Genomic DNA, 26637 nt, shown 5'->3' on the forward strand with positions numbered 1-26637 from the left:
TTTTTAAAGCTTTAAAATCAGTGTTTTATTTATGGTTGAATAGAAAATGCGTAGAAGAATATATAAAAGCTTTATTTTTTATAGTAATCTATTTTAGAATAAAATGTGAAAGAATGGAAGAGGTCCAAAAAAAGTAAGCACGTTTGTTTATTGTATACAAACGTGCTTACTTTATTGTTTAAGTAAGATGTTATAGTACTTTTTTTAAGAGATTTTTTCCAGTTACAGCTGTGGCTGATAATACTCCAGAAAATAAGGCACCTCCTATACCAGCGGTAACAATATCTTGTCCAGTTAAATAGAAATTTTTAATAGGTGTTTTTGGTTTTAAGAAAGGTTGTCTAAAACGAGAAGGGCTGTGGTCTAATCCGTAAATTTCACCTTTTTGATAGTTTACAAAATGCTCAGTTGTAAGCGGACTAGATAATTCATAATGTTTTATTTTTCCTTCTACTTGTGGTAGTTGTTTATACAATTCCTTTAAAAGACGTTGAGCTATTTGTTCTTTAATTTCTTCGTAATCGTCACCTCTTTTTTTCCATGATGTTCCTTTCCATTTTTCAAACATTTCATAAGGAACAAGGGTAATAATATCAATAGCACTTTTACCAGGATACCTATTTTTCCAATCAGGATCTTTAGCAGCAGGGAAAGACATATATACTACAGGAAATGGTTTTGATAAATCTTCTAAGTAATTATGTACACAAGTATCGTGATCTTCTTTGGCTGGATATACCCAATAATTTGTTTTTGGTATTTGAAGTTCTTCTGGAGTACCTTCTAGTCCTATATATAAACTTACATGTGCTACGGATGGATTAACCGTTTGTAAATGTTTTTTTAATTGATATTTCTTTACAATACTAGTAGGTAAAAGTTTATTGTAAGTAGTGATGAGTCCGGCATTACTAATAATATTTTTAGCTAAAATTTGTTTACCATCTTTCATTTGTACACCTATAGCTTTGCCTTTATTTATAAGAACTTCATCTACCTCTGCACTTACTAATATAGTTCCACCTCCAGCTTCAATAACAGGATCTATTGTTTTTACAATTTGTGACGATCCTCCAATAGGATAACTTCCTCCATCAAAATAATGACGTGCTACGGATGCATGCATAGAAAAACTGCTTTGTTTAGGAGGTAATCCATAATCGCCATATTGTCCTGTTAGCACTTTTATAAGTTCTTCATTATCGGTTATTTCTCGAAGAACTTCATAGGTGGTCTTGTCAGAATACTTATAAAATGGTTTTCTCAAAAAACCACCTGCTATTGCATTGGGTATTGTAGAAAGCGTTTTACTTATATAATAGTTTTTACTCGCTTTTACTGCTTCAAAAACAGTGTCAACATATTTATTAATTGCTTGCTCTTCCTCTGGGAAATAAGCAATTATTTGTTTTTTAAAGTTCTTTACACCTTTTACAAAATCATACTGTTTATTACCAATAATAATTTTATCATAAACATCTCCCATGTCTTCCCATTTTAGGTCGCCATTACTTACATAGTCGAATAGTTTTTTTAAAATGCTTTTGTCTCGTTGTACATCTCCTATATAATGTATACCGACATCCCATTCATAACCTTTTCGTTTAAAAATATGAGTAAAACCACCAGCTGTATAATGCCTTTCTAAGACTAATACTTTTTGACCTTCTTTAGCAAGAATAGCAGCTGTAGCAAGCCCGCCCATTCCAGAGCCAATAATTATAGTATCGTATTTTTCTTGTAGCGTTGGTTTTTTCTTGTAGGATTGAATCATAGGGGCAGAATAGTTAAAGTTTTGTTAGTTATGGAACTAAATATACATCAATTATTCTTCCTACACCATTTCTTAGTATAATCTGTAAATTTTTCTATTTATAATCTTGCAATTTTTTTAGTGTGCTACTTTTTGTAGAATAATTAAATGTGAATTATTAATCTAATAATTATGATAGAAATGGGGATTCCTATTGAGTACAACAAGGAGAAATAGAACAAGTTTCTATGCTTCGTAGATATTTTAATTTTTTTGTAATTTTTATAAGCTATAAAAGCAGTTATAAAGGGGCAAATGAGAATTAAAAAGAAGGTAAGAAGGTAGCTAAAGACGCTAATGCTGTCCATATATTCATTATATCTGTTAAGATTATTAATGCTAGAGATATATAACAAAAATAGATGAAGAATATATGGTTTTTATTAGGAGTAATCTCTTCTTTGTTTGACTCTATTTTTTTCATTTTTAATCAAAGATTATTTTTTGAGTGTCTTCAAAAGATAAGTTTAGTTTTATTAAACTTCTAAGTTTAGATAACTCATTTATAATACTTTTTGTAATTTTAGTATTAGGAGGAATTGTTTTTACATAAAAATCTTCATGTATTTTATACGTATAAAAGCCATTATTGACTAAGTCAATTTTTTGAGTAATTTTCTGATGATTTTTATAATCTTCTATAACGTTCATTGGTATAATGCCAGAACCTTTACTTGAAAATAATCCATAATTTCCATAAATATCTTTAGCAATCCAATCGAATTCAGAATTAATAAAATCTAATCGTTGATTTTCTATTTTCTGATTGTTTTTTAAGTATTCTTCTGAACCAATGTAGTTTATTTTTTCTTGAAGTTGTGTGTCTTTTAGTTTTTCAAGCAGCGAAAGAATAGTTGCTTCATTTTCTGATCTTTCTTTTACTAATTTATTGTTTAGATAAATCCTCCCTGGCATTTTTCCATCAGGCCCACTTATTAAAATATTGTGTTGTTGAATATGTATAGTGTATTTTTCATCAATTTCATTTTTACATATAATGGAAACTGATCCACCATCCATCCATCTTTGTATTTTGTATGTTTTTATATTATTTTCAATCATAGCCTTTTCCAATATTTTAAATGAAATTGAATTTTATTCCAAAATAAATTCCATTCATGTTTTATTCCTCCTAGATGCCAATTGATATCGTATTTTTTAATTTTATTAGTAGCATATGGTGGGACTTCTATTTTGCAATGAAGCATAGGAGGGGTATTTTCTATCGTTTTAAAAAAATCTGTATCTAAAGAAGACTTTAAAAAATACCTTATTTCAATTAATGTATTAGTTTTTTTACTTTGATATACAAAAAGATTTATATCGTACAAATTGCCATAGATTTCTTTTAATTTTTCTGAGGCTTCTTTTAATGTAACTGGCTTCTTTTTAGAATTTAATATTTTTCGTTCTTTTTGTCGCTGTTCAAGATTACTTTGATTGATTTTTATTTCTGATAATATATAACTTGTACGATTAGATATTTTGTTTGAACACGAGTTTCTAGCCATTTCTAGTAAAATGGTAGTTCCTTCTTTTAATTGTTTTTCAAGGTTTTCTTTTGTAATATTTTTCAATCTATATTATGTTTTTTAAGCTGATAAATTGAAAATAAACCAAGTAATAGCTCTGCTGTAATTCCAAAAACATAACCATTTGTAGGGATGCCATCTGCAATCATACTTAATCCTCGTCCTGTTGCTAGTGTTAACATAAATAAGATGTTTAACTCAGTAGCTCTTTTCCAATATTGGGTTTTCCAAATACCTAAAATCCATACCAATGAAATTCCAAAATATAAACACATAATAGCTTTTAGCATATTTGAAAGGTCTATTGTATTAACTTGAATATCTAATTGTTGAGGTAGAATGGATGGTGAACCATAGATAATTGCAGTTGGCACAACAATACCTAATGAAATGAGAAGATGTAAGTTTTTAATAATCCAATTGTATATTTTCATAGCCTGCTTTTTAGTTCCTTAAGTATTTTTGAAACCAATCTAATACTTCTCTGTTTACCTCTTTTTTATTTTTTGTTAAGCCATGGTTACCTTCTTTATATATTTTTAAGCTATATGGTATATTATATTTATCCAACTCTTTTGAAAGTTTAATTGGATTTGATACACTCACCCTTTTATCAGCATCACCATGTAGTATGAGGAGGGGAATATTTTTAGGAAATTTGTTTGCAAAATATAAAGCTGATCTCTTTTTTAATTCTTCCTGTTTGTTTTTCCAATAATTTGGAATAAGTGGTGCATATACATTTGTTTCCATTTCAGCTCTATCAATAATTGTTAAATCTGTGGGAGCTCCACCTATTATTGCAGTTTTAATTTTACTAGTTTTGGTTAATGACAAATAGGTCATCATACCTCCGCGACTCCAACCATACATTCCAATTCTAGTTGTGTCGGCTTTAGGGAACTCTTTAACAACTTTGAGTAAGTTGAGTACATCATTAACGTCTTTTCCTCCAAATTCATCTTTTCCTTCACTTTTTCCACTTTCTCTATAATTACAACCAATAACAATGTAGCCGTTACTTGTTATTTTAGAGAACATAGGAGGGAAGAAAAGTTTATGTTTTTCTTTGGTTAATGATAAAGCACCAAAATCCCTATTTCCTCCTCTGTTAAATATAATTACTGGATATTTTCCTTCTTTTTTGGGAAATGTTGCAAAGGATTGAATTTTTAAACTATCACTTAGGTAAGTAATTTCATATAATTTTACATTTTGTAAAAATTTAAATTGCGCTTTGAATTGTGTTTGTTCGGCATCTTGAAATAAACCCTTATAGTTTTTCCAATCAATTTTTTCCTTTTTTACAATTATTGATTCTTGTGAGCTACATGAAATACTAACTATAATTAGTAAATGTAGGATAAACTTTTTCATTTTATAGCAATTTTTTAATGGTGATTAAGTTGGCCTAATTAAAATAGTTTTGTTTTAATGATGAGTAAGCTTTGTAATTATTGCTTCATGTTGAGGGAATAATTGTATTAATTCTTCTCTTTTAGGTAAAACAAAATCGTTAAAATCAAAACCAGGCGCCACTGTACAACCTGTAAATGCGTAAGAATTTTCTTTAATAACTTCAGCAGCAAACCAATAGGTTGCTGGTACAACAAACTGTGGTTGTTCGTTATTTTCTAAATCATTTCCTATCAACACAAAAGAATATTCTCCTTTAGGAGAAATCATATGAAGTTTTAAGGTAGTGCCTTTGTAAAAGTGCCAAATTTCATCCTGATTTATTTTATGAAAAGCAGAGAATTTATCAGAAGTTAATAAGAAATAAATAGAAGTACTGTAATTTCTATCACCAACAAAATCTGAGCTTAAATTTTCATTTTTAATAATTCCGTTACTTCTATAAGTTTCTTTAAAGTAACCGCCTTCTGGATGTTCTGTTAAATTGAATTTATGTATTATTTGTTGTGCTGTCATTTTTTTTCTGTTCGTTTATTTTTTTAATCAATGCTTTTAAACGTTCCTTATTACGTTGTTTTTCAAGTTTTACCTTGTTTTCTTTCTGTTTCATTAAGCGTGTATGTTTCGCCTTATTAACAGTGTTTTTTGCTTTTCCTTTCCCTTTTTTAGGCATTACGAGTTTGTTTAATAGCTAATAAACCTAAGAAAGTTATTAGTCCGTTTAAGATTAAAACAAAGAATTCAAAATCAAAACTCCATAAAGTATTTGTTAGATAGTTTATTCCAAAAGCCAAAAAAGGTGATAAAACACAAACTAGAGGAACTAATTTGTCTTTTACGTTTAGTTTGGTAAATAAACCAAAAGCATAAAGCCCTAATAATGGACCGTAAGTATATCCTGCTGCTTTAAAAATATTAGATATAACACTATCATCTGCAATTACATATTTAAAGAATAGTATAGTTGCGATTAAAATAAATGAGAATAATACGTGTATTTTTTTACGTATTTTTTCTTTTTCCTGTCCGTCTTCTTTTTTATCAATTTCTAAAATATCAATACTAAAAGAAGTAGTTAATGAGGTTAAGGCGCTGTCGGCACTTGAGTAAGCTGCTGCTATTAATCCTAATAAGAAAAATAGGGAAGTAGCTATACCCAATTCACCACTCATAGCTATACTTGGGAATAAATTATCTTTATGAGCATCAATACCATTTGAAGCAGCATAGTCGGTTAATAAAACTCCTAGAGCTAAAAAGAAGAAGTTAACGATAACCAATACTATGGTAAACCAAAACATATTTTTTTGTGCATCTTTTAAGTTACGACAGGTTAAGTTTTTTTGCATCATGTCTTGGTCTAATCCAGTCATAACAATAGCTATAAAAGCACCAGAAAAGAATCGATTCCAAAAATAATTTCCTGCTTTAGGGTCGTCAAAAAAGAACATTTTGGATAGTTTATTTTCTGAAATATAAGAGAATAAACTTTCTATTTGCATTGCATCTTTAATCATTACAATACAAACACCTACGGCAATTAGCATGAATAAAGTTTGTAGAGTGTCAGTCCAAACAATGGTTTTGATTCCCCCTTTAAACGTATATAACCAAATTAATAAAATAGTAATAGTAACAGTTACCCAAAATGGTATTCCGTAAGCATCGAACAAAATTAATTGTAATACATTGGCTACTAAAAATAAGCGAAAAGCCGCTCCAACTGTTCTTGATAATAAAAAGAATGAAGCTCCTGTTTTGTATGAATACCTACCAAAACGATCTTCCAAATAAGTATAAATAGAAGTTAGATTTAGTTTGTAGTAGAGTGGAAGTAATACCAGTCCAATAACGGCATACCCTAATACGTAGCCGAACACCATTTGCATATAACTCATTTGTTGTCCTTCTACCCAACCAGGAACGGAAATAAATGTAACTCCAGAGAGTGACGCTCCAATCATACCAAAGGCTACTAAATACCATGGAGAAGAGTTATCTGCTTTAAAAAATGTATTGTTATTTGCCGACTTTCCTGTGATGTATGAGATAAGAATTAATACACCAAAATAGGCTAGAATAAGGAGTAATATATGTAGTGGTTGCATACCGTTAAATTATGAATTACGAATGTACTAAATTTATCATTCGCAATTCATAACTTAAATTATATAGATTATAATTCTATAACAACTTCTGCTGTTTTTCTACGAACTTTTTTCAGGTCTTTCATATAATCATCTTCAGCTCTAAATCCAACTGGTAATACTAAAACCGATGTTAAGTTGTGTTTGTCTAAACCTAAAATTTCATCATACTTCTCTGGAATAAAACCTTCCATTGGACAAGAATCTATTTGCTCGTTTGCTGCTACAGTCATTAAATTTCCTAAAGCTATATAAGCTTGATTTTTATTCCAACTTCTTAATTCTTCTGAAGTTTTATTTGCTATTGAAGAACTAAGCATTTCCTTAAATGGATTTAAAATTTCATCAGGTGTATTTCTTACTTCTTTTACCAAAGTAAAATAACTTTCAACATCTTTCACTGTGTATTCTTTAGGGATGCATAAAACCAATACATGTGATGCTTGTGCAACCTGACCTTGGTTCCATGAGTGTTCTACTAATTGTTGTTGAAGTTCTTTATTTTGAATTACGACCATTTTAATTGGTTGTAATCCATATGAAGTAGCTGTTAAATTAAAAGCTTCTTTTAAGGTGTTTATTTGAGTTTCTGTAAGTGATTTATTTTCGTCAAATTTTTTAACAGCATAACGCCATTCTAAACTTTCTATACTATTCATTTTTTCGAATTTATTTGAGACACAAAATTACAATTGCTATTAAGAAAAATAATGATTTGTTTATTACAATAATTGATAGTCCAATCAATTTAATCTTTTATAACGATCTATTATTTTAATAAAAGTCTCTGGTTCTGGTCTTACTCGATAATTATCAGTTAAGTCTGCAAAGATAATTTTATTGTCTTCATCAGTAATAATTACAGTAGGTAACACTACATCCGAGTCGTAACCAAAAACTTGAAAACCTGCTGGTAATCCATTTTCATGTAAAATGCCTAGCTGTTTAGCTACTTTATTTTTTACATCTACTAAAAACTTAAAAGGAACACTATGTTTTTTTGCTAAACTCTTAGTGAATTTATGAGGTTGTGAACTTACCAAAACCATAGTTGTATTTCTTTTTTCTAGTTCTCTATATTGAGCAACGACTTCTTTAATTTGTGCCATACATAATGGACACCAATTTCCTCTGTAGAATAAAAAGACTTTAAAATCACCTTTTAAATTTTTTAGCGTAATTTTTTCTGAGTTTTCGTTTTCTAATACAAAATCAGGAAGTGTTTTACCTTCTTGCAAAATGCTTGTATCTCTCGAATTAAAGGAAGAATACCAAGTTAAATAAGCTAACCATCCTAAGGCCAAACCAACAGAAATAACCAATGTTTTTTGCTCAAAATTGAAAAGATTCAGAGCAAACCCAATTACAATAAATGTAGAGTAGAAACTTAAAGTTTTAGTTGTTCTTGCTACTGGTTTTATAAATAACATAGCAAAGAAAATAACTACTGTAATTGAAGAAATTAGTAAGCCTATATTGCTACTATTAAAGTTTGCATTAGCGATTGTTTTTATAAAAATAATCAAAGCGAAAACTGGAAATGCGCTGATAAAAAGCGACTTAGTGAAATTTTTCATATCTTAATAGTCGTAAAAGAATTGCTAATTTACGGTTATGAAAGAGGAATTTCTACATTTTTTGTGGCAATACAAATTATTTAATATAATTAATTTGAAATCAGTTCACAATGAAAGTATTCAGATTGTCAAGTCGGGTATGCATAATAAAAACTCTGGACCAGATTTTTTAAATGCTCAATTAAAAATAAACCATCAATTATGGATTGGTAATGTTGAAATCCATATCAATTCCTCGGATTGGTATGCGCATAAACATGAAGAAGACGAAAATTACGATGCGGTAATTTTACATATTGTTTGGAATCATGATGCTGAAGTGTTTATGAAAAATAACTTACCGCTTCCTACCTTAGAACTTAAAGAATTAGTTCATGAAAATGTGATGAAAAATTATGAACAGTTATTTTCCAAACAACTACAATGGATTTCTTGTGAAAATCAAATAGTAGATGTTGATTCATTTTTAATTAAAAATTGGTTAGAACGATTATACTTTGAACGATTAGAGAATAAATCGATTTTAATAAAAGAATTGTTAGCGAATTCTAAAAATGATTTTGAAGCAGTTTTGTTTCAGTTATTAGCTAAAAACTTTGGGTTAAAAGTGAATGGAGATGCCTTTTTACAATTAGCGAAATCATTTGATTTTTCGATTCTACAGAAGATTAGATTTAATGAATTTCAGTTATCTGCTTTGTTGTTTGGCCAAGCAGGTTTTTTTGAAGAAACTATTGAGAATGAATATTTTCTTAGTTTAAAGAATGAGTATGATTATTTAAAGCATAAATATCAATTAACCCCCATTCATAATAAACAATTTCAATTCTTTAGAATGCGTCCCAATAATTTTCCTACAATACGGATAGCTCAACTGGTTGCATTATTTCATAAATATCAAAATTTATTTTCTAAGCTTTTAGAGTTAAACAGGAAAGAAGACTTTTACGATTTATTATCTGTTGAGGTTAATGATTTTTGGCAAGCACATTATACATTTGAAACATCTTCAAAAAAGCTCACAAAAAGATTGACAAAGTCATTTATTGATTTACTTCTAATCAATACAATTATTCCCTTAAAATTTGTGTATGAACAATACAAAGGAATATTGAATGAAGAAAAGATTTTAAAACTAATACAGCAGATAAATCCAGAGAAAAATTCAATAATATCTAAGTTCTCTGACTTGAAATTGATAGCTAAAAATGCATTTGAAAGTCAAGCTTTATTAGAACTTAGAAATAATTTTTGTGTGAAAAAACGTTGTATAAACTGTGCTATTGGAAATATTTTACTTAAAAAACATATTTAATTGGTAATTAAAAAAGGGGCTTTGTACATATACATTTCATTATTATCAATCATAACTTTTTCAAAAACATCAGTATTGTTTTTAATATGAAAATCAATTAACTCATTAATTTCTAATACCGGTGAAATACAAATATCTTCGTTTTCAAAAAAGTCTACCCATTCGTCTCTAGTTTTGTTTGAGAATAAATTTTCCAGTAATGTTTTGTCAAATGCACCAGCAATTAAATCAAACTGATTATTTGTTTTCCAAGAAGGTTCATCTATTTTATCACAGAAAGAATTCCAAAATTTAGTTTCCAAGGCTCCAAGCGCAATCCATTTTTTATCGGCACATTCATAAACATTATAGTTTACCATCATACCACTTAGAATAGGAGTTTTTTTATAAGACGCTCCTTGATATTCCATACCTTGTGCTATTGCATTTAAAGGCATGGTGGCTTTTGATAAATTTACATCTACATATTGTGCTTTTTGTTGTTTATGTTTGGCTAACAATGCCGTAGTACAAGCAGCAACTAACATATACGACCCACCAGCAATGTCTGCTACTTGATAGCCTGGTATAATTGGTTTTCCTTTTTCGTCTTTATTCAAATCTAATAAGCCAGCTTGTGCTATATAGTTTAAATCATGACCCGCTTTGTTTTTAAATTTTGAGTTTTGTCCATAACCAGTTACTGAAATATAAACAATGGTTGGGTTTATTTTTTTTACCGTATCAAAATCTAAGCGAAAACCTTTCATTACTTCAGGTCTAAATTGTTCTATAAAAACATCACTTTCTTTAATTAACTCAATAATTTTTGAATAGCCTTTTTCTTCTTCATAATCTATAATCAATGCTTCTTTACCATAATTTAGTGTATAAAACATTGTAGAAGTTTGCTCGATTTTTGGTTCATAATATCGAGTATAGTCCATACGTTTAGGACTTTCAATTTTAATAACTTCAGCACCTAATTGTTTTAATATTTGTGTGCCTAATGGCCCTGGTAGCAAACGCGAAAAGTCTATAATTTTTATTCCTTCTAATGGTAGCATAATGAACTATTCTTCAATTTTTTTAATTAACTCTTTTAAGGTATTAGGTACTGAGATTTTTTTGTGATTTTTATAATCAAAAACTATGATTTCATGAGTTTGTATGGCAACCAATTTATTTTGTGTGTCACTAAAAAAATATGATTTCATTATAAATCGATCTTCTTTTATTTCTTCTGTAATAGTCCCAATTTTTATAATATCAGGATATACTACTGGTGCTATATACTTTACAGATTGAAAACCTAAAATGGGAGCGAATTCCATTTCTTCAGGAGCAGAATTGAAAAAATCGATACTTTTAAAATATTCAATACGAGCAGTTTCTCCCCATTTAACATAGGTTACATTGTTCACATGTCTAAAAGCATCCATATCACCCCATTGGACTGTTATATAAGTTTGAATAGGAAAATCGTTAATAGTCATCATATTGGTTATTTTTAGAGAAAATTATTTGTGATTTTTTTTCATAGCTTTTAACTTTTGAAATAGTTCTTTATATAATCCTCTAGCTATTAATAATTTCATAATTTCATTAGTCCCTGCATAAATTCTAGCTACTCTATTATCGGCATACATACGTGCTATAGGGTATTCCCACATGTAACCATAACCTCCAAATAATTGTAAACATTCATCTACAACTTTACCATGCATATCGGTTGCTGAATATTTTGCCATTGAAGCACTTTCAGCAGATAATTTATGTTGTGCTAAATCTTCAATACATCTATCTAGAAAAGCTTGGTGTAACTGTAATTCAGTAGCACATTCAGCCATTTTAAATTGAGTATTTTGAAAACCAGCAATTGGTTGTTTAAAAGCAGTACGAGTAGAGGTGTAAGAAAGAGTGTCTTCTATAGCTCCTTGCGCTCCACCAATAGCAGCAATAGCAACAGACATACGTTCTCTTGCTAATTCAGTCATCATAATTTTAAAACCCTGTCCTTCATTTCCAAGTAAGTTTTCTTTGGGCACTTTTACATTATCGAAAAATAATTCGCAGGTATCTTGGGCTTTCATTCCTACCTTTTTAAATGGTATTCCTTTTTCAAAACCTTCCCATTTACTTTCCATAATCAATAAAGATACTCCTTCTTCAGCTGTACCAGGATTTGTTTTTACTGCTACAACGGCCATATCACACATATATCCATTGGTAATAAAGGTTTTTTGTCCATTAACTAAATAATGATCTCCTTTATCTACTGCAGTAGTTCTGATGGCTTGCAAATCTGATCCACAGTTAGGTTCTGTCATACCTATAGCTGTAATGATTTTACCAGTAGCCATAATAGGTAAATACTTTTTCTTTTGTGCTTCATTTCCCCATTTTAAAATATAAGGGGCAATGATATCAGAATGTAAAGAAAAACCAGGTCCTGAAATATTTTTTCTAGCAAATTCTTCAATCATTAACGCATTAAAAGTAAAGTCTAGTCCAGCACCTCCGTATTCTTCTGGCATATCCATACACAGTAATCCTAATTCACCAGCACGTTGCCAAATTTCTCTACTTACCATGCCATCTTTTTCCCATTGTTCTAGTTGAGGCTCTACTTCATTCGTTATAAAATCTTGTATCATGCTACGCATCATACTATGTTCTTCTGATGCGTATATTTTTCTTTCTAATAATATATTTTGTAACATTTGGATACTTTTTAGGTTAAAAATTAATTTTTGTAAAAGATTCTATTGTTTTCAGCTTTTGAAATTTTTTCTTTTAAACTTTCTGGTAGCTTAAATCTTTCACCGTGTTTTCGAGCTAACTTTTCTGAATATGCTAAGAATTCATTAGCGCCTATATAATCTATATAAGACATAACACCACCGGTATAAATTGGAAAACCTAGCCCTAGTATTGAACCAATATCTGCATCTTTAGGTTCTTTTAAAACTCCGGATTCTAAACATTTATAAGAGTCTATTACCATGGCAAATAATAAACGTTTACCTATTTCTTCTTCGTCATATTCCTCTTTTACAGGAAAAATAGTTTTCCAATTTTCCCAAATATATTTTTTCCCTTCTTTCGGGTACTCATAAAAACCAGCTCCTTCTTTTTTTCCTGTTCGTTTATGAATGGTTGTAATATCGTAAATGGTTTTTTCTAGCTTTTTTTCAAAATCAGATAGGGTAGGGTCTTCTCCCATGATATCTAGCATTAATTTTAGATTAACCTCGTCGGAAACTGCTAATGGACCAACAGGCATTCCAATTTTTTTAGCAACATTTTCAATTACAGCAGGAGGAAGGCCTTCAGAAAGCATTGCGATTCCTTCATTAACAAATTTTCCAAAAACTCTAGAAGTAAAAAAGCCTCTACCGTCATTAACAACAATTGGAACTTTCTTAATTTTAGTAACATAATCTATCGCAGCAGCTAAAGTTTCATCTGAGGTTTCTTTCCCTACAATAACCTCTACTAGAGGCATTTTGTCTACTGGTGAAAAGAAATGTAATCCAATGTATTTATCTGGTTTAACAGAAGCTTTGGCTAAGGTTGTTATTGGAATTGTAGAAGTATTAGAAGCATAAATTACCTCTGGTTTTATAATAGCTTCAGTTTCTTTAGTAACTGAATTTTTAAGTTTTTCGTTTTCAAAAACAGCTTCTATTATTAAATCGCAATCAGCTAAATCTTCTACTTTATCTGTAGGTTTAATTTTTTCTAAAAGAGCATTCATTTTTATTTCTGTTGTACGCCCTTTAGCTAATTTTTTTTGCTCTATTTTTTCTGAATATGATTTTCCTCTTTCACTACTTTCTATCGATACATCTTTTAAAGCTACTTCTATACCTGCTTTAGCGGTTACATAAGCTATTCCTGCTCCCATCATTCCTGCTCCTAAAACACCTATTTTTTTATAAGAAGCTCTTTCAAAACCTTTTGGTTTAGCTTTTCCTTTAGCAGCATCACCAATAAAAATAAACGATGAACGGATAATATTTTTAGTTTCTTTAGAAAATAAAGTATCAACAAAATAACGAGCTTCTATTTCTAAAGCATTGTCTATGTTTGTTGAACCTCCATGATAAATAGCACTCAAAACATTTTTTATATGCGGCATATTTCCATGGGTAGTTTTGTATGCCATGGCATTTGAAACGGAATAGAATTCTGTAATTCCCGACATTTGTCCAACACCATTTGGAGTTCCTGGAACCACAAAACGTTTGTTGTCCCATGGTTGACTAGCATTTGTATTATCTAAAATCCATTGTTTAGCTAGCTCATTAATATCATCAGTTGGCTCACAAATTTGGTTTACTAATTTGTTATGTAATGCTTGTTCAGCTGTTAATTTTTTTGATTGCGTTATGAACTCAATAGTTTTTTGTGCTCCTAGCATACGTAAATAACGTTGTGTACCACCAGCGCCTGGAAATAAACCTACAGAACATTCTACTAAGCCCATTTTATTTTTAGGGTGGTTTACCATTATTCTATGATGACAAGCCAAAGCTATTTCTACACCACCACCTAAAGCTAGTCCATTCATAGCTGCAACTACCGGTTTTCCTGAGGTTTCTAACAAACGCATTGCTTTGTGAGTTTCCATAAGCATATCAAAACATTCTTCACGAGACTTGTCATAATTTAAAAACCATTTAAGGTCTCCACCAGCTATAAAGTCTTGCTTAGCAGAATTAATTACAATTCCTTTAACAGCAGAATCATTTACAGAACGTGTAACGGTAGTAAAGAATTCGTTCATGGTTTCTTGATTCATTATGTTTACTGGGCTGTTGGCTACATCCCAAGTAATAAATGCAATTCCATCTGAGTCTATTGTATATTTTATATGTTGCATGTTTTTCTTTTAAATACGTTCAATAATAGTTGCAATTCCCATACCTCCACCAACACAAAGAGTAGCTAGTGCAGTTTGTTTATTTTGACGTTCTAATTCGTCTAAAGCAGTTCCTAAGATCATACATCCAGTTGCACCAAGAGGATGCCCCATTGCTATGGCACCTCCATTTATATTTACAATTGAATGATCAATTTTCATGTTTTCCATTAAACGTAATGGAACTACGGCAAACGCTTCATTAATTTCCCATAAGTCAATATCGGAAGCTTCCATATTTGCCTTTTGTAAAGCTTTTTTGGTAGCTGGGGTAGGGCCTTCTAACATAATTAAAGGTTCTGAACCAATAATGCTACCCATTTTTATTTTAGCTCTAGGTTTTAAACCTAATTTTTCACCTACTTCTTTAGAGCCAATAAGCATTAAAGCAGCCCCATCAACAATACCAGATGAGTTTCCTGCGTGATGTACGTGATTAATTTGCTCTATTTCAGTATAGGTATCTAAAGCAGTTTGATTGAAAAGCATTTCACCCATTTTTTGAAAAGCTGGTCTTAAGTTAGCCAGACCTTCTAGAGTGGTGTTTTCTCGTATATATTCATCATGGTCTAGATGTGTAAAACCATTAATATCAGTTACAGGAATGATTGATTTTTTAAAATTTCCAGCGCTTCTTGCTGCTGTTGCGCGTTGTTGCGAAGTCAATGCAAAAGCATCTAAATCTTTTCTTGAATAACCGTACCTAGTAGCAATTAAATCGGCAGAAATTCCTTGGGGAACAAACTTTCCAAAGGCAGCATCTGGTTCCATTACCCATGCAGAACCGTCAATTCCCATAGGTACACGTGACATAGATTCTACACCTCCGGCAATTATTAAATTAGACCAACCTGAACGAACACGAGCAGCAGCTTGATTTACTGCTTCTAATCCAGAAGCACAATACCTATTTAAAGATACCGCTGCTAAATGATTTCCGTAATTTGCAACTTGAGCAGCCACTTTAGCTATATTACCACCTTGCTCGCCAGCTTGAGTAACACAACCTAAAATAACATCTTCTACTAAGGTAGTGTCTAAATTGTTTCTTGTTTTAAGTGCGTTTAATAAAGTTACTGTTAATTGAACTGGACTAACTTGCGATAAGCTTCCTGTTTTTTTTCCAATTCCTCTTGGAGTACGGACTGAATCGTAAATGTATGCTTCCATTTTTTTTAATTTTAAAGTTACCTTGTGGTAACATTATGTGTAAAAAAATATTTCTTTTAAATTTTTTATTGTGACTAAGTGGTTACAAATTTAAAATTATTTTTTACTTTTGAAAATAACTTTACATTAATTTACAGTTTAAATAGTGAATAATTTAATTTTTAACTACTTATTTTGTTGAATTATTTGTTTTGTGGTGTTGTTTTTAAAATAATATAAATGAAGGAGTATACTACAGAAAATTTCAATTTTGATTTTTTGCATGAAAATCTACAAAATCTTTTGATTGAGGTAGATGATAATTTTAAGGAGTTAACTAAAAAAGATTTTGCAATTAAAGCTTACTATTATGTAAGAGATAAATGGCCATATAACCCTTACAGATTTAGTTTAATAGAAGAGGATTGGAAATCATCATTAATTAGCACCCAAAAAACCGGGCATTGTTTAGATAAAGCAATTATTTATATAAGTCTTTTAAGGTCGCAAGATATTCCTGCTCGTTTGGGGTTAGCTAAAGTGAAAAATCATATTGCAGTTGAAGATATAGTTGAAAAGTTTGGAAATGATGTATTAGTTCCTCATGGTTATGTAGAGCTTTTTTTAAATGATAAATGGGTCAAGGCCACTCCTGCATTTAATCAAAGTCTATGTGAGAAGTTAGGAGTAAAAGCATTAGACTTTGACGGAGAACATGATTCTTTATTTCAAGAATATGATTTAAGCGGTAATGTCAATTTTATGGAATATTTGGAAGATTATGGTACGTTTAAAAATGTGCCTTTGCCTTATATGTTTCAACTTATGCAAGAAACGTATCCTCCATTGCAAAAAAGTGGTGTTAATTTAGGTGTAGTTTTAAATCTTGCAGCTCTTTAATCTTTACTTATATTTGGTATCTCTAATAAATTAATTAAGATGAAGAGAGATAGAGCCGCAACTGAAAAAAAAATATACGATGCTTTTATTAGTTTATTGGAAAAAAAAGGTCCGCAAGGAGTTGGAATTAACGCTATAGCTAAAAAAGCTGGTGTTTCTAAAGAACTTATTTATAGATACTACGGAGGTTTAAAAGGTTTGCTTTTAAACTATGCTAAAAGTGGCGACTTTTTTAAACCTTTACATCTTGTTGATGATAAAGAAAAAAGTAGTGTTGAAGATTTAAAGCGATTTACAAAAGAAGGAACTAAAGAGTTACGAAATAATAAAATTACTCAAGAAATTCTTAGATGGCAACTTATTGAAAATAAGGAAGAAACTAAAGATTTATTTAAGTATACAAACAAGCAAATGGAAAAAATATTTGCTATTAATGATAGAGATTCTTCATTACAACACGCTTTCCATTTAATGATTGGTGGCTATATTTATTTTACGTTGAGTTCAAAGTTTAATAAGAAGTTTATTAATGCCGATTTATCTTCTGATGAAATGTGGGATAAATTTGATAAAGCTATTGAGAAAACTTTAGATTTATTTAACGAAGAGTAGGAGTTTGATAAGGCTCTCAATTAATTAATCTCATTGTATAGGTGGTTGATTGACAAAATCATATATATTTGCTGAAAAATTAGTTATTATGAAAAGAGTATATATTGCTATTATTTCAGCATCATTTATGCTATTAAGTTGTAAGGATGATAAAAAATCGTCTCAAACTGAAACTTCAACAGAAATTGTTAAACAAGAAAAAGAAGAGGTTAAAAAAACTGCTATTTGTTTGTTAGAAAAGCTGTCTATTAGGGCTACTCCTAAAGCAAAAGGGAAGTGGATTACTTCAATGAGTTTAGGAGAAAAAATTACGTTAACTGGAGAAGAAGAAACAGATTCTATTTCTAAAAAACTGTATTACAAAGTAAGATTGATTGACGGTAAAGAAGGGTGGACTAGAGCTAGCTTTTTAGCTGTAGACGGTAAAGTAGCAACTTTATTAAAAGAAGCTACAGTTTATAAAAGACCTGATTTATTAACTAAAACAGACAAGAAATATAGTACAATGGATATTATAGCTGTTTTAAAAACTCAAGACGATTGGATGCTTGTGAAAGGAAAAAGAGCAGCAGGAGAATATATTGAAGAAGGTTGGATAAAAGCTGGGAATTTATCAGAATCTTCTGTAGATATTGCAGTAGCTAAGTTTGCTAATGTAGCTATGTCTAATGGAGCAATGACCGATAGAATTAAGGCTTTAGAAGAAATTGTAAATAATACAGATTTTTCTTCATCGTCATTTATTGAAAAGATTCAAGAAAAAATTGAAGATTATAAATCTAAGAATGTCAAAATTGACACAGAAGATGCTGCTTCAAATTAAATAATTGTATAAAATAAATAGAAAAGCGATTTAGAATTTAAATTCCAAATCGCTTTTTTTTGATTTATAAACTTTAAAACCTTAGTAAAGATTTTTAAATTTTTGAGGATTAGCTTCGTGCATAATCTCATATACTTTCTCAAAAATATCTTCTGCAGATGGTTTAGAGAAATAATCTCCATCAGTTCCATAAGCAGGTCTGTGCGCTTTTGCAGTTAAAGTTTCCGGTTTGCTATCTAAATGCTTGTAACCATTTTGGTTTTCTACAATTTCTTGTAATAAATATGCAGAAGCTCCACCTGGTACATCTTCATCTACTACTAATAAACGATTTGTTTTAGTAAGAGACTTTACTGAATCATGATTTAAATCAAAAGGCAATAAACTTTGAGCATCAATAATTTCAACATCAATACCAACCTGCGCTAAATCTTTAGCAGCTTCTTCTACAATTCTTAAAGTAGAACCATAAGATACAATAGTAACATCTGTTCCTTCTTTTATAGTTTCAACAACTCCAATAGGTGTTTTAAATTCCCCTAGGTTTGTTGGTAATTCTTCTTTTAAACGATATCCATTTAAACATTCAACTACTAAAGCCGGATCGTCTCCTTCTAATAAAGTATTGTAAAAACCTGCAGCTTTGGTCATGTTTCTTGGAACTAATACATGAATTCCTCTAACATTATTAATAATTCCTCCCATTGGAGATCCAGAGTGCCAAATTCCTTCTAAACGGTGACCACGTGTTCTAATAATTAATGGCGCTTTTTGCTTTCCAAAAGTACGGTAACGAAGTGTTGCTAAATCGTCACTCATAATTTGTAAAGCATATAATAAGTAGTCTAAATATTGAATTTCAGCAATAGGACGTAAACCTCTCATTGCCATTCCAATACCTTGTCCTAAAATAGTAGCTTCACGAATTCCTGTATCAGAAACTCTTAACTCTCCGTATTTTTCTTGAAGTCCTTCTAATCCTTGGTTTACATCTCCAATATAACCAGCATCTTCTCCAAAAATTAAAGTTTCTGGGTATTTCTTTAAAATAGCATCAAAATTATCGCGCATTATAATACGTGCATCAACTAAGTTTTTATCTTCTCCATAAGTAGGAGCTTCAGAACTAATGTTCTGTGTAGCTAATTCTGTTTCACTTAATAAGTGAGCAGAATACTTTACAGCTGCATTATCAATAGCTGCTTTAATAAAGTTTTGCAGCTCTATTTTTTCAGCAAAATTTTCATCTTTTAAATAACGTAAACTTTTACGAGTAGCAACTAAAATATCCTTTCTAATTGGTTCAGCAATTCCAGCTAAGTCATTTTTATATTTTGTAATAAAAGAACTATTGTTACTTTTATTAGCAACTCTTTCAAGTAACTCTACTGCTGCAGCTACTTCAGCTTTTATTTCATTAGTATAAGCACTCCATGCATCACGTTTTGCTTTACTAACTTCTTTTTTAGCTTCTTTATCTATTTTAATTAATTCTTCTTCTGATTCTATGAATTTTAAAGTACCACCTTTTTCATCTTGTAATTCAAATTCTAAAATCCATTTACGCATTTGAGCTATACAATCAAACTCTTGTTCCCATTGTAAACGCTCAGGTGATTTATATCTTTCGTGAGACCCTGAAGTAGAATGTCCTTGTGGTTGTGTTAATTCTTTTACGTGAATTAATACAGGTATATGTTGTTCTCTCGCAATTTTTGATGCTTTGTTATAAGTATCAATTAATTGTACATAGTCCCAACCATTTACCACAAATATTTCATAACCGTTTGTATCATTTTCTTTCTGGAACCCTTTTAAAATTTCAGAAATACTTTCTTTAGTTGTTTGATGTTTAGCGTGTACTGAGATTCCATATTCATCGTCCCAAACATTCATTACCATTGGCACTTGTAATACACCAGCAGCATTTATTGTTTCGAAGAACAATCCTTCTGATGTACTTGCGTTTCCAATAGTACCCCAAGCAACTTCATTTCCTTTATTTGAAAAATTCGTCTGATTTTCTAAACCTTTTACATTACGATAAATCTTAGAAGCTTGTGCTAAACCTAACAAACGAGGCATTTGACCTGCTGTAGGTGAAATATCTGATGATGAATTTTTTTGAGCGGTTAAATTTTTCCAATTACCATTTTCATCAATAGAATGTGTAGCAAAATGACCTCCCATTTGACGTCCTGCCGACATTGGTTCTACGTTTATATCAGTATGAGCATATAAACCTGCGAAAAATTGTTGTGGAGTTAATTGGTCAATAGCCATCATGAAGGTTTGATCACGGTAATAACCAGATCGAAAATCTCCATTTTTAAAAGCTTTAGCCATTGCTAATTGTGGAACTTCTTTACCGTCACCAAAAATTCCGAATTTTGCTTTTCCTGTTAAAACTTCTCTACGTCCTAATAAACTACATTCTCTACTAATACGAGCAATTCTATAATCGTTTAAAACTTCGTTTTTAAAATCTTGAAAAGAAAGTTGTTGAGTGTTAGCTACTTCGGTCTTTTGCGTCATAATCATCTAGTTTTGGTATCGACACAAAGATAGTTTTTTTAGTTGAAATTTAAAAATTTCAGTTTTTATTGAATATTCTTCAAAAAAAAAGATAAAAAAGAGATTTTGTTGAAGTATTTATAATAATCCTCTTCTTAAAAAGTTATAAATCCTGTCAATATTTGTAGTAATTATAAATCTAATTTTTGTTGGATATGCTTTTTTATTCACTTCAAACCCCTCATTTGTGTATATAGGGAAGTAGAATTCGAAGATATTTGGCACTAAGTTTAAACGAATTCCATTTTCGTAAAAGAATTTTGGTGAAGTATTTCTATTTTTTAGCATGGCAAAATCGTTATAGACTTCTGCCCATCTCCATACACTTACACTAGTATTTATAGAAGTTATTAATTGATTAGCAAATTGTGGCTTGCTAAATTTAGATTTAAAACCTCCTTGACCAATAATAAATTGTTGACTAAATATTCCTTCATTTTCCGAACGGCCAAATAAGTTTTGTTCAAATAAATAATCTGAACCTCGATTTAAACCAAAACTAAAATAATCTCCATCTGATGTATTGGATATAAAATATCCTCCAAAAAAACGAATATCGAAACTTTGATTTTCAGAGAAAAATCTTCGATAACGTATATCAGTTGAAATTTTAGTAAAGCTAGAATTAAATTCAGTATTCAAAGCATATAAAGTTCTATTGACTGCATCAAAATTGGAATGAATATATCTAAAATTAATAACGTTGTATTTATCGCGATCAGTTTTAGGTTCATTAGGTAGTACTTCTTTATTAACTCTAATCATACGAGCAATTAAAAGCCTCAAGCCGTTTTCACGAAGTGAATTTCTTCTAAATTGAAAACTTATAAAAGGAGAGAAGGTGTTGTATTCTAATTCGGGAGCATAATGAAAATTACTACCTCTTACACCATAACGTATTTTATATATTTTTGATTCTTTTAAGAAATGATTATAGGAAAAAGAAAAAGACCCTGTAAAATTTCTACTTCTTGTACTAAAGTTTGGAGTTAGTCGAAATTCAAAGTTATGATTTATTACAGATTGATTGTTGATATTAACTCCAAGTATAAGACCATCATATAAATTGTATTTAAAATCTGGGAAATAAAACAACTGATTATAATATGGGTTTTCTACATCTTTAAAGAAACGAAACTGTAGAGGTTTATTAATAAGGCTATTGTTGGTTTTTCTAAAATTATCCAAAGAATTATATTCAGGATAAATATTTTCATAGTTTAAAGCTAGTTTTTTAAAATCACCTTTTTTTATTTTAATAGTCTTAGTTGAATCAATACCATCAAACCATTTTTTATATTTTATTTTTTTTTGGTTTATTCCATATAGAGCTACTGGAGCCGAAAAACTTCTTTTATTTTTTATAGTTACCTCTAGAGAATCTTTGTGACTAGTTTCTTTAATTTTGTCTATTTTGTAGTCTATCTTCTTATTTGTTTTGATATAGTCATTAAAAAACCAATCTAAATTTTTAGAAGTATTTTTTTGAAGAACTTGAGCAAAAAGCTTGCTATTACTTAGTTTTAATTGTTGTTTAAAATAGTACTCCTTTAAAGAGTTTTTTAAAGTATCGCCACCAATATAATCTTTAAGGTATAGTAAACCCAAACCTGCTTTATACTTACTAACAATTTTTCTGTTAAAATTAGAGAGAGAATCCGCAGGTATATCTAATGCTTGGTCGTAAAATTTTCGAGCACTGAATTGATAAACAAAAGGGTATTTGTCATTTTGTTTAAGTTTAGCAATGTTATACGTTTTTATTGGCCAATATTTAGAGTATTTTCCAAGTATAGTCGTATTGGGATAATTTTTTTTAATGTACTCCATCATTAAAAAAGTTTGCAAACCATCAGTAAGCCAATAATCTTTTCGTTGATTTAAAATTAATACATCATCGATATATTTTTTTGTAAGAGCTTTAAAAAAGTTTATTTCCCATCTAAAATTTTTAGGAAAAGGTTTTAACCATCTTGGTAGTCCATAAATTTCATGTAATGAGTTTTTATTGGTAGTATTTGCGTCAACAAAAATTTCTGTGTGAGGATGTTTTCCTAAGTAACTTTCAATAAACTTTATTTGTTGATTAATTATTTTGGTTGTAGTCTCACTAGGAATACTTTTTATGAAAGCATCTGTTTTAATTTCTTTATCTTCTGTTTTAAAAGATTTAAATCTACTTATAGAATCAATATTTAAGATGATATCTTTTTTTCTTTTTCCTATTAAATAATATTCTGTGTAATTTTCTTTTTGAGTTTTATATTGATATAAATTACTTTCAACTGTATATTTTTTAGGAACATCAATAGTGATTTTATAATCACTAAGATCTTGATATAAATCGTCAATATTTAGGTTACTCATTAACTGCCATTTTTTATTATAAACAGCAGGTATTATATGCCAAAAACGGAGATGGTATCCAGATTTTGTTTTTCCGTAACCAGTATATCTTGAATTAGGAATTTTAATTGTATAAGTCGTCGATAAAACAATACTATCTTTTGGTTTTAATGTTTTATTTAAAAGAACTTCTATGATGTCTGGATGAGCTGATTTTTCTTTAAAAGAAGCTTGTTGATAGTTTACTGTTAAGTTTTGAATTTTAGTAAAACCCCTATCTTTTTTTTTAGAAAAGTAGAATTCTTTTTTATAATCTTCAACAAATCTTTTACCTAATGGAGTTTCATTATTTCTATAACTATTAGCCCAATTATGTAAGAAAATAGAATTTAAATTTTTTGAAGATTTATTATAAAAAATAGTTTTTTGTTGAATTTTAAGTAGGTCTTTTTCAGTATCTAATCTTGCGTTAATTTCGATTGAATTTGTTTGTGCTGTTAAAGAATTACAGAACAAATAAAAGAAAAATAAAAAGAGGAGTAGTTTCTGTTTCAAATTGAAAATAAAAAAAACTCGTTGAACATTCAACGAGCTTTAAATATAAATATTTTTTTTAGAAGTTAGGCTTTAAATCATACTTAGCGTAGAATTTATTAAAATGCTCAACAGCTTCATCAGCAGTGTCTACCACTCTAAATAAGTTTAAGTCTTTCTCGCTAATATTTCCTTCTTCTAACAGGGTGTTTTTAATCCAGTCTAATAATCCACTCCAGAATTTTTTACCTACTAAAACAATTGGGAAACGTCCAATTTTATTAGTTTGAATTAAAGTAATAGCTTCAAAAAGTTCATCCATTGTACCAAATCCACCAGGCATAACTACAAAACCTTGTGAATATTTTACAAACATTACTTTACGAACAAAAAAGTAATCAAAGTTTAAGTTTTTATCGTGATCAATCCATGGATTATCATGTTGCTCAAAAGGAAGTTCAATATTTAAACCTACAGAAGTTCCATTTCCTCGATCAGCTCCTTTATTACCGGCTTCCATAATTCCTGGACCACCACCTGTAATTACACCAAATCCATTTTGAGTTAATTTAAAAGCTACTTCTTCAGCTAATTTATAATATGGGTGATCTGTTTTAGTTCTAGCAGATCCAAAGATAGATACACAAGGCCCTATTTTACTTAACTTCTCATATCCTTCAACAAATTCAGACATTATTTTAAAAATAGCCCAAGAATCATTTGTTTTTATTTCGTTCCAAGTTTTTTGTTGTAATTTCTCTCTAATTTTTCTGTCATCGTTCGGACTCATACTCATTATCTTTATATTAATGTAACAATTTATGTTGCTTAAAAATTACTTTTTTAGCAAGCTTGCTAATTTAGTTATTTTCTATAATTAAAGAGCCTTTTATTTGACAATATTTCTAAGTTGGTAGAAAAAACGCTCTATCAAACGTAAATCTTCAGTTACAATATTTGCAGTTCCTTTCATTTCTTGTTTGAAAGCTATTTTTTTATCATAAGTTGTTTTTAAGTCTTGAGGCAAGTTTACATCTATTAAATAGTTTCCTTCTTCATCAGGAATTGGAGATATTGATTTGATAGTTCCATTTAACTCACCAAATTCATCCGATGGGTAATTTAATAGTTTGATTTGAACCTTTTGACCTTTCTTTATTTTTCCTGAATTGGCAGCAGGAGCTTTTATCTTTCCTATAAACGAATTTCCTTCGGTAGGAATTACAATAAAAATTAACTCTCCTGTTTTTACTGTTTGATTTTTATCCCAAAAAGACAAAAAAGATACTTTACCATTGATAGAAGAAGTCAATGCATATTGCTTTTCCCAATCTCTTATTGCTTTTTTTAAGTGTAAGAATGATTGAATAGCTTTATTTTTAAAACGAATATCATTTTGTGTTTTCTTTATAGAAGTACCTTCTATATTTCTATTAGAATTATTAATTAACTCTCTAATTTGTGATATTGAATTTTCTAAACCTTTATAAGCTCTTTCAGACTGTAAATAATCCACTTCTTTTTGCTCTTTTTCTTTAGCTGAAATAACTCCTTGAGAAAATAAGTTTTCACTTCGCTCAAGGTCTTTCTTTTTAAATTGGAGTTCTTTTTTATTAATTTCTTTTTGAGAAATTAATATTTCTAATCTGCCTTTGGCTTCTATAAGCGACATTCTATTGGCAAAACTTTCAGATTTAAGAGGTGTTAACTTTTCATTTAACTGATATTCAGTATAATCATTTTGGAATTGAGAAAAACTAACTGTTATATCTCCTAAAAGTAAAGGAGGTAGTTTCTCTATAGGGAAAGAAAAAGCGTTTTTATTTATGTTTATAGTATCTACAATACTTTTTAATAGTAAAACATCTTTGTAAGAAGCGCTATTTTCTATGACAGCTAGAATCTCATTTTTTGTTACATTTTTTTCTTCACTAGCTAAAAACACTTCAAATTGACCTGCTGATTTAGCATATATTTTTTCAGGAGGAAACGATGTAGTTACCATTGCTTCAGAAGTAATTACATCAGGATATTTTACAAACCATGAGATAAATAAGAGCATAAGAATTAATACTAAAAACAAAGTATTCCCCCAACGAATCATCCAATTGGGTACTTGATTTAGTATTTCTTGTACTTCTTCACTGCGAATTTCTATATCTTCTATTTCTCTTGGCATATTTTATTATTTAATTTTATTATTTACCTAAGTCAAGTTGATTTTTAACTAGATGGTAATAACTTCCTTTTAGTTTGATAAGTTCTTCATGTGAACCTTTTTCTATAATACTTCCTTTGTCTAATACAACTATTTGATGAGCGTTCTTTACAGTACTTAATCTGTGAGCAATAACTATGGCTGTCTTATTAGCAAAAAAAGTATTTAACTTCTCCATAATCACCTTTTCATTATTGGCATCTAAAGCTGAAGTTGCTTCATCAAAAAATAAAAATTTTGGGTTTTTGTATACAGATCGAGCAATTAATAAACGTTGCTTTTGTCCTGTACTCAATCCATTTCCTTCACTACCTATTTTAGTATTGTATCCTAAAGGAAGTCCTTCTATATAATCTGAGATATTAGCTACATCAATAGCATGTGCTAGTTTTTCTTTATCTATATAATCTTCTCCTACAGCAATGTTTTTGGCTATGGAGTCATTAAAAATATACCCCTCTTGCATCACCACTCCTGAATTTCTTCTCCATTCTTTTTGGGAGATATTTTTAAGATTGAAATTATTAATCATAATATCTCCTTGGTCTACTTGATAAAAACCAAGTAATAATTTCATTAGTGTTGTTTTTCCACTTCCGCTAACTCCAACAATAGCTGTTGTTTTATTGGCAGGTATTTCTAGGGATAAGTCTTTAAGTACAGGTTCTAATCCTCCTGTGTATCTAAAAGAGATATTTTTTAATGTAATAGCTGCATTATCTGGGATATTAGTTACTTTCTCATCATTTGGATTTTCTTCATCTTCCATATTATG

At 29.7% G+C, this 26637-nt stretch carries 25 protein-coding genes; 4 read left to right on the top strand and 21 right to left on the bottom strand.

Annotated elements, in window-relative coordinates:
- Positions 1-190: 190 nt before the first annotated feature.
- The 11 genes from Q0958_RS16015 to Q0958_RS16065 form a co-directional block, all read right to left on the bottom strand.
- On the bottom strand, positions 191-1774 hold the full coding sequence (locus Q0958_RS16015; RefSeq protein ID WP_299124853.1) for an NAD(P)/FAD-dependent oxidoreductase: 1584 nt from the start codon (positions 1772-1774) through the stop codon (positions 191-193).
- Positions 1775-2075: 301 nt separating this feature from the next.
- Positions 2076-2237, bottom strand: coding sequence for a hypothetical protein (locus Q0958_RS16020; protein WP_299124855.1), 162 nt, complete (start codon positions 2235-2237; stop codon positions 2076-2078).
- 2 nt (positions 2238-2239) lie between these two features.
- A complete protein-coding gene (locus tag Q0958_RS16025) occupies positions 2240-2875 on the bottom strand; it encodes a hypothetical protein (RefSeq protein WP_299124857.1) in 636 nt (211 codons plus the stop codon).
- The gene (locus Q0958_RS16030; protein WP_299124859.1) at positions 2872-3390 is read right to left on the bottom strand and encodes a hypothetical protein; all 519 of its coding nucleotides are present in this window, start codon (positions 3388-3390) and stop codon (positions 2872-2874) included. The genes Q0958_RS16025 and Q0958_RS16030 overlap by 4 nt, the downstream gene beginning before the upstream one ends.
- Positions 3387-3779 (bottom strand): DUF4345 domain-containing protein, encoded by a 393-nt coding sequence (locus tag Q0958_RS16035; protein ID WP_299124861.1) that lies wholly within the window; start codon positions 3777-3779, stop codon positions 3387-3389. The genes Q0958_RS16030 and Q0958_RS16035 overlap by 4 nt, the downstream gene beginning before the upstream one ends.
- A gap of 10 nt (positions 3780-3789) precedes the next feature.
- Positions 3790-4722 carry a prolyl oligopeptidase family serine peptidase gene (locus Q0958_RS16040; RefSeq protein ID WP_299124863.1) on the bottom strand — a complete coding sequence of 311 codons (933 nt, stop codon included), beginning with the start codon at positions 4720-4722 and terminating at the stop codon, positions 3790-3792.
- A 54-nt stretch (positions 4723-4776) separates the two neighbouring features.
- Positions 4777-5277, bottom strand: a complete 501-nt coding sequence (locus Q0958_RS16045; protein WP_299124865.1) for a cupin domain-containing protein — start codon at positions 5275-5277, stop codon at positions 4777-4779.
- Entirely contained in the window at positions 5252-5434 is a 183-nt protein-coding gene (locus tag Q0958_RS16050; protein ID WP_299124867.1) for a hypothetical protein, read from the bottom strand. The genes Q0958_RS16045 and Q0958_RS16050 overlap by 26 nt, the downstream gene beginning before the upstream one ends.
- The gene (locus Q0958_RS16055) at positions 5427-6869 is read right to left on the bottom strand and encodes a sodium:solute symporter (RefSeq protein WP_299124869.1); all 1443 of its coding nucleotides are present in this window, start codon (positions 6867-6869) and stop codon (positions 5427-5429) included. Before Q0958_RS16055 ends, Q0958_RS16050 begins: the two co-directional genes overlap by 8 nt.
- A gap of 68 nt (positions 6870-6937) precedes the next feature.
- A complete protein-coding gene (locus tag Q0958_RS16060) occupies positions 6938-7567 on the bottom strand; it encodes an NAD(P)H-dependent oxidoreductase (RefSeq protein WP_150900906.1) in 630 nt (209 codons plus the stop codon).
- Between the two features lie 84 nt (positions 7568-7651).
- Positions 7652-8485, bottom strand: a complete 834-nt coding sequence (locus Q0958_RS16065; protein WP_299124875.1) for a peroxiredoxin family protein — start codon at positions 8483-8485, stop codon at positions 7652-7654.
- Positions 8486-8522: 37 nt separating this feature from the next.
- On the opposite strand from Q0958_RS16065, the gene Q0958_RS16070 reads away from it, so the two are divergent.
- Complete coding sequence (locus Q0958_RS16070) at positions 8523-9800, top strand: DUF2851 family protein (RefSeq protein ID WP_299124877.1); 1278 nt, start codon at positions 8523-8525, stop codon at positions 9798-9800.
- Here the strand turns inward: Q0958_RS16070 and Q0958_RS16075 are convergent.
- Genes Q0958_RS16075 through Q0958_RS16095 form a run of 5 tightly spaced genes read right to left on the bottom strand, consistent with a single transcriptional unit; the run spans position 9797 to position 15876 of the window.
- Positions 9797-10846: a CoA transferase gene (locus Q0958_RS16075; protein WP_299124879.1), complete on the bottom strand. Its 1050-nt coding sequence runs from the start codon at positions 10844-10846 to the stop codon at positions 9797-9799. The two genes, Q0958_RS16070 and Q0958_RS16075, sit on opposite strands and share 4 nt — an antisense overlap.
- Positions 10847-10852: 6 nt before the next feature.
- The gene (locus Q0958_RS16080; RefSeq protein WP_299124882.1) at positions 10853-11278 is read right to left on the bottom strand and encodes a thioesterase family protein; all 426 of its coding nucleotides are present in this window, start codon (positions 11276-11278) and stop codon (positions 10853-10855) included.
- Positions 11279-11299: 21 nt separating this feature from the next.
- Positions 11300-12502, bottom strand: a complete 1203-nt coding sequence (locus tag Q0958_RS16085) for an acyl-CoA dehydrogenase family protein (RefSeq protein ID WP_299124884.1) — start codon at positions 12500-12502, stop codon at positions 11300-11302.
- A 23-nt stretch (positions 12503-12525) separates the two neighbouring features.
- Positions 12526-14667 (bottom strand): 3-hydroxyacyl-CoA dehydrogenase NAD-binding domain-containing protein, encoded by a 2142-nt coding sequence (locus tag Q0958_RS16090; protein ID WP_299124886.1) that lies wholly within the window; start codon positions 14665-14667, stop codon positions 12526-12528.
- Between the two features lie 9 nt (positions 14668-14676).
- Positions 14677-15876 (bottom strand): acetyl-CoA C-acetyltransferase, encoded by a 1200-nt coding sequence (locus Q0958_RS16095; RefSeq protein ID WP_299124887.1) that lies wholly within the window; start codon positions 15874-15876, stop codon positions 14677-14679.
- Positions 15877-16095: 219 nt separating this feature from the next.
- On the opposite strand from Q0958_RS16095, the gene Q0958_RS16100 reads away from it, so the two are divergent.
- From Q0958_RS16100 to Q0958_RS16110, 3 genes are all read left to right on the top strand, one after another.
- Positions 16096-16755 (top strand): transglutaminase family protein, encoded by a 660-nt coding sequence (locus tag Q0958_RS16100; protein ID WP_299124890.1) that lies wholly within the window; start codon positions 16096-16098, stop codon positions 16753-16755.
- A gap of 39 nt (positions 16756-16794) precedes the next feature.
- Positions 16795-17367: a TetR/AcrR family transcriptional regulator gene (locus tag Q0958_RS16105; protein WP_150900915.1), complete on the top strand. Its 573-nt coding sequence runs from the start codon at positions 16795-16797 to the stop codon at positions 17365-17367.
- Between the two features lie 88 nt (positions 17368-17455).
- A complete protein-coding gene (locus tag Q0958_RS16110; protein WP_299124893.1) occupies positions 17456-18190 on the top strand; it encodes an SH3 domain-containing protein in 735 nt (244 codons plus the stop codon).
- 81 nt (positions 18191-18271) lie between these two features.
- Here Q0958_RS16110 and Q0958_RS16115 read toward each other — a convergent pair whose 3' ends face one another.
- The 5 genes from Q0958_RS16115 to Q0958_RS16135 form a co-directional block, all read right to left on the bottom strand.
- Positions 18272-20725, bottom strand: coding sequence for an alpha-ketoacid dehydrogenase subunit alpha/beta (locus tag Q0958_RS16115; RefSeq protein WP_299124895.1), 2454 nt, complete (start codon positions 20723-20725; stop codon positions 18272-18274).
- Positions 20726-20842: 117 nt separating this feature from the next.
- Positions 20843-23665 carry an aminopeptidase gene (locus tag Q0958_RS16120; protein ID WP_299124898.1) on the bottom strand — a complete coding sequence of 941 codons (2823 nt, stop codon included), beginning with the start codon at positions 23663-23665 and terminating at the stop codon, positions 20843-20845.
- 58 nt (positions 23666-23723) lie between these two features.
- A complete protein-coding gene (locus tag Q0958_RS16125) occupies positions 23724-24434 on the bottom strand; it encodes a TIGR00730 family Rossman fold protein (RefSeq protein WP_150900919.1) in 711 nt (236 codons plus the stop codon).
- A gap of 99 nt (positions 24435-24533) precedes the next feature.
- Positions 24534-25823, bottom strand: coding sequence for an HlyD family efflux transporter periplasmic adaptor subunit (locus Q0958_RS16130; RefSeq protein ID WP_299124904.1), 1290 nt, complete (start codon positions 25821-25823; stop codon positions 24534-24536).
- Between the two features lie 19 nt (positions 25824-25842).
- Positions 25843-26637 (bottom strand): ATP-binding cassette domain-containing protein (locus Q0958_RS16135; protein ID WP_299124906.1); only part of this gene is annotated, 795 nt, incomplete at its 5' end.

The organism is uncultured Tenacibaculum sp. (genome assembly GCF_947499065.1).
Taxonomy (GTDB): domain Bacteria; phylum Bacteroidota; class Bacteroidia; order Flavobacteriales; family Flavobacteriaceae; genus Polaribacter.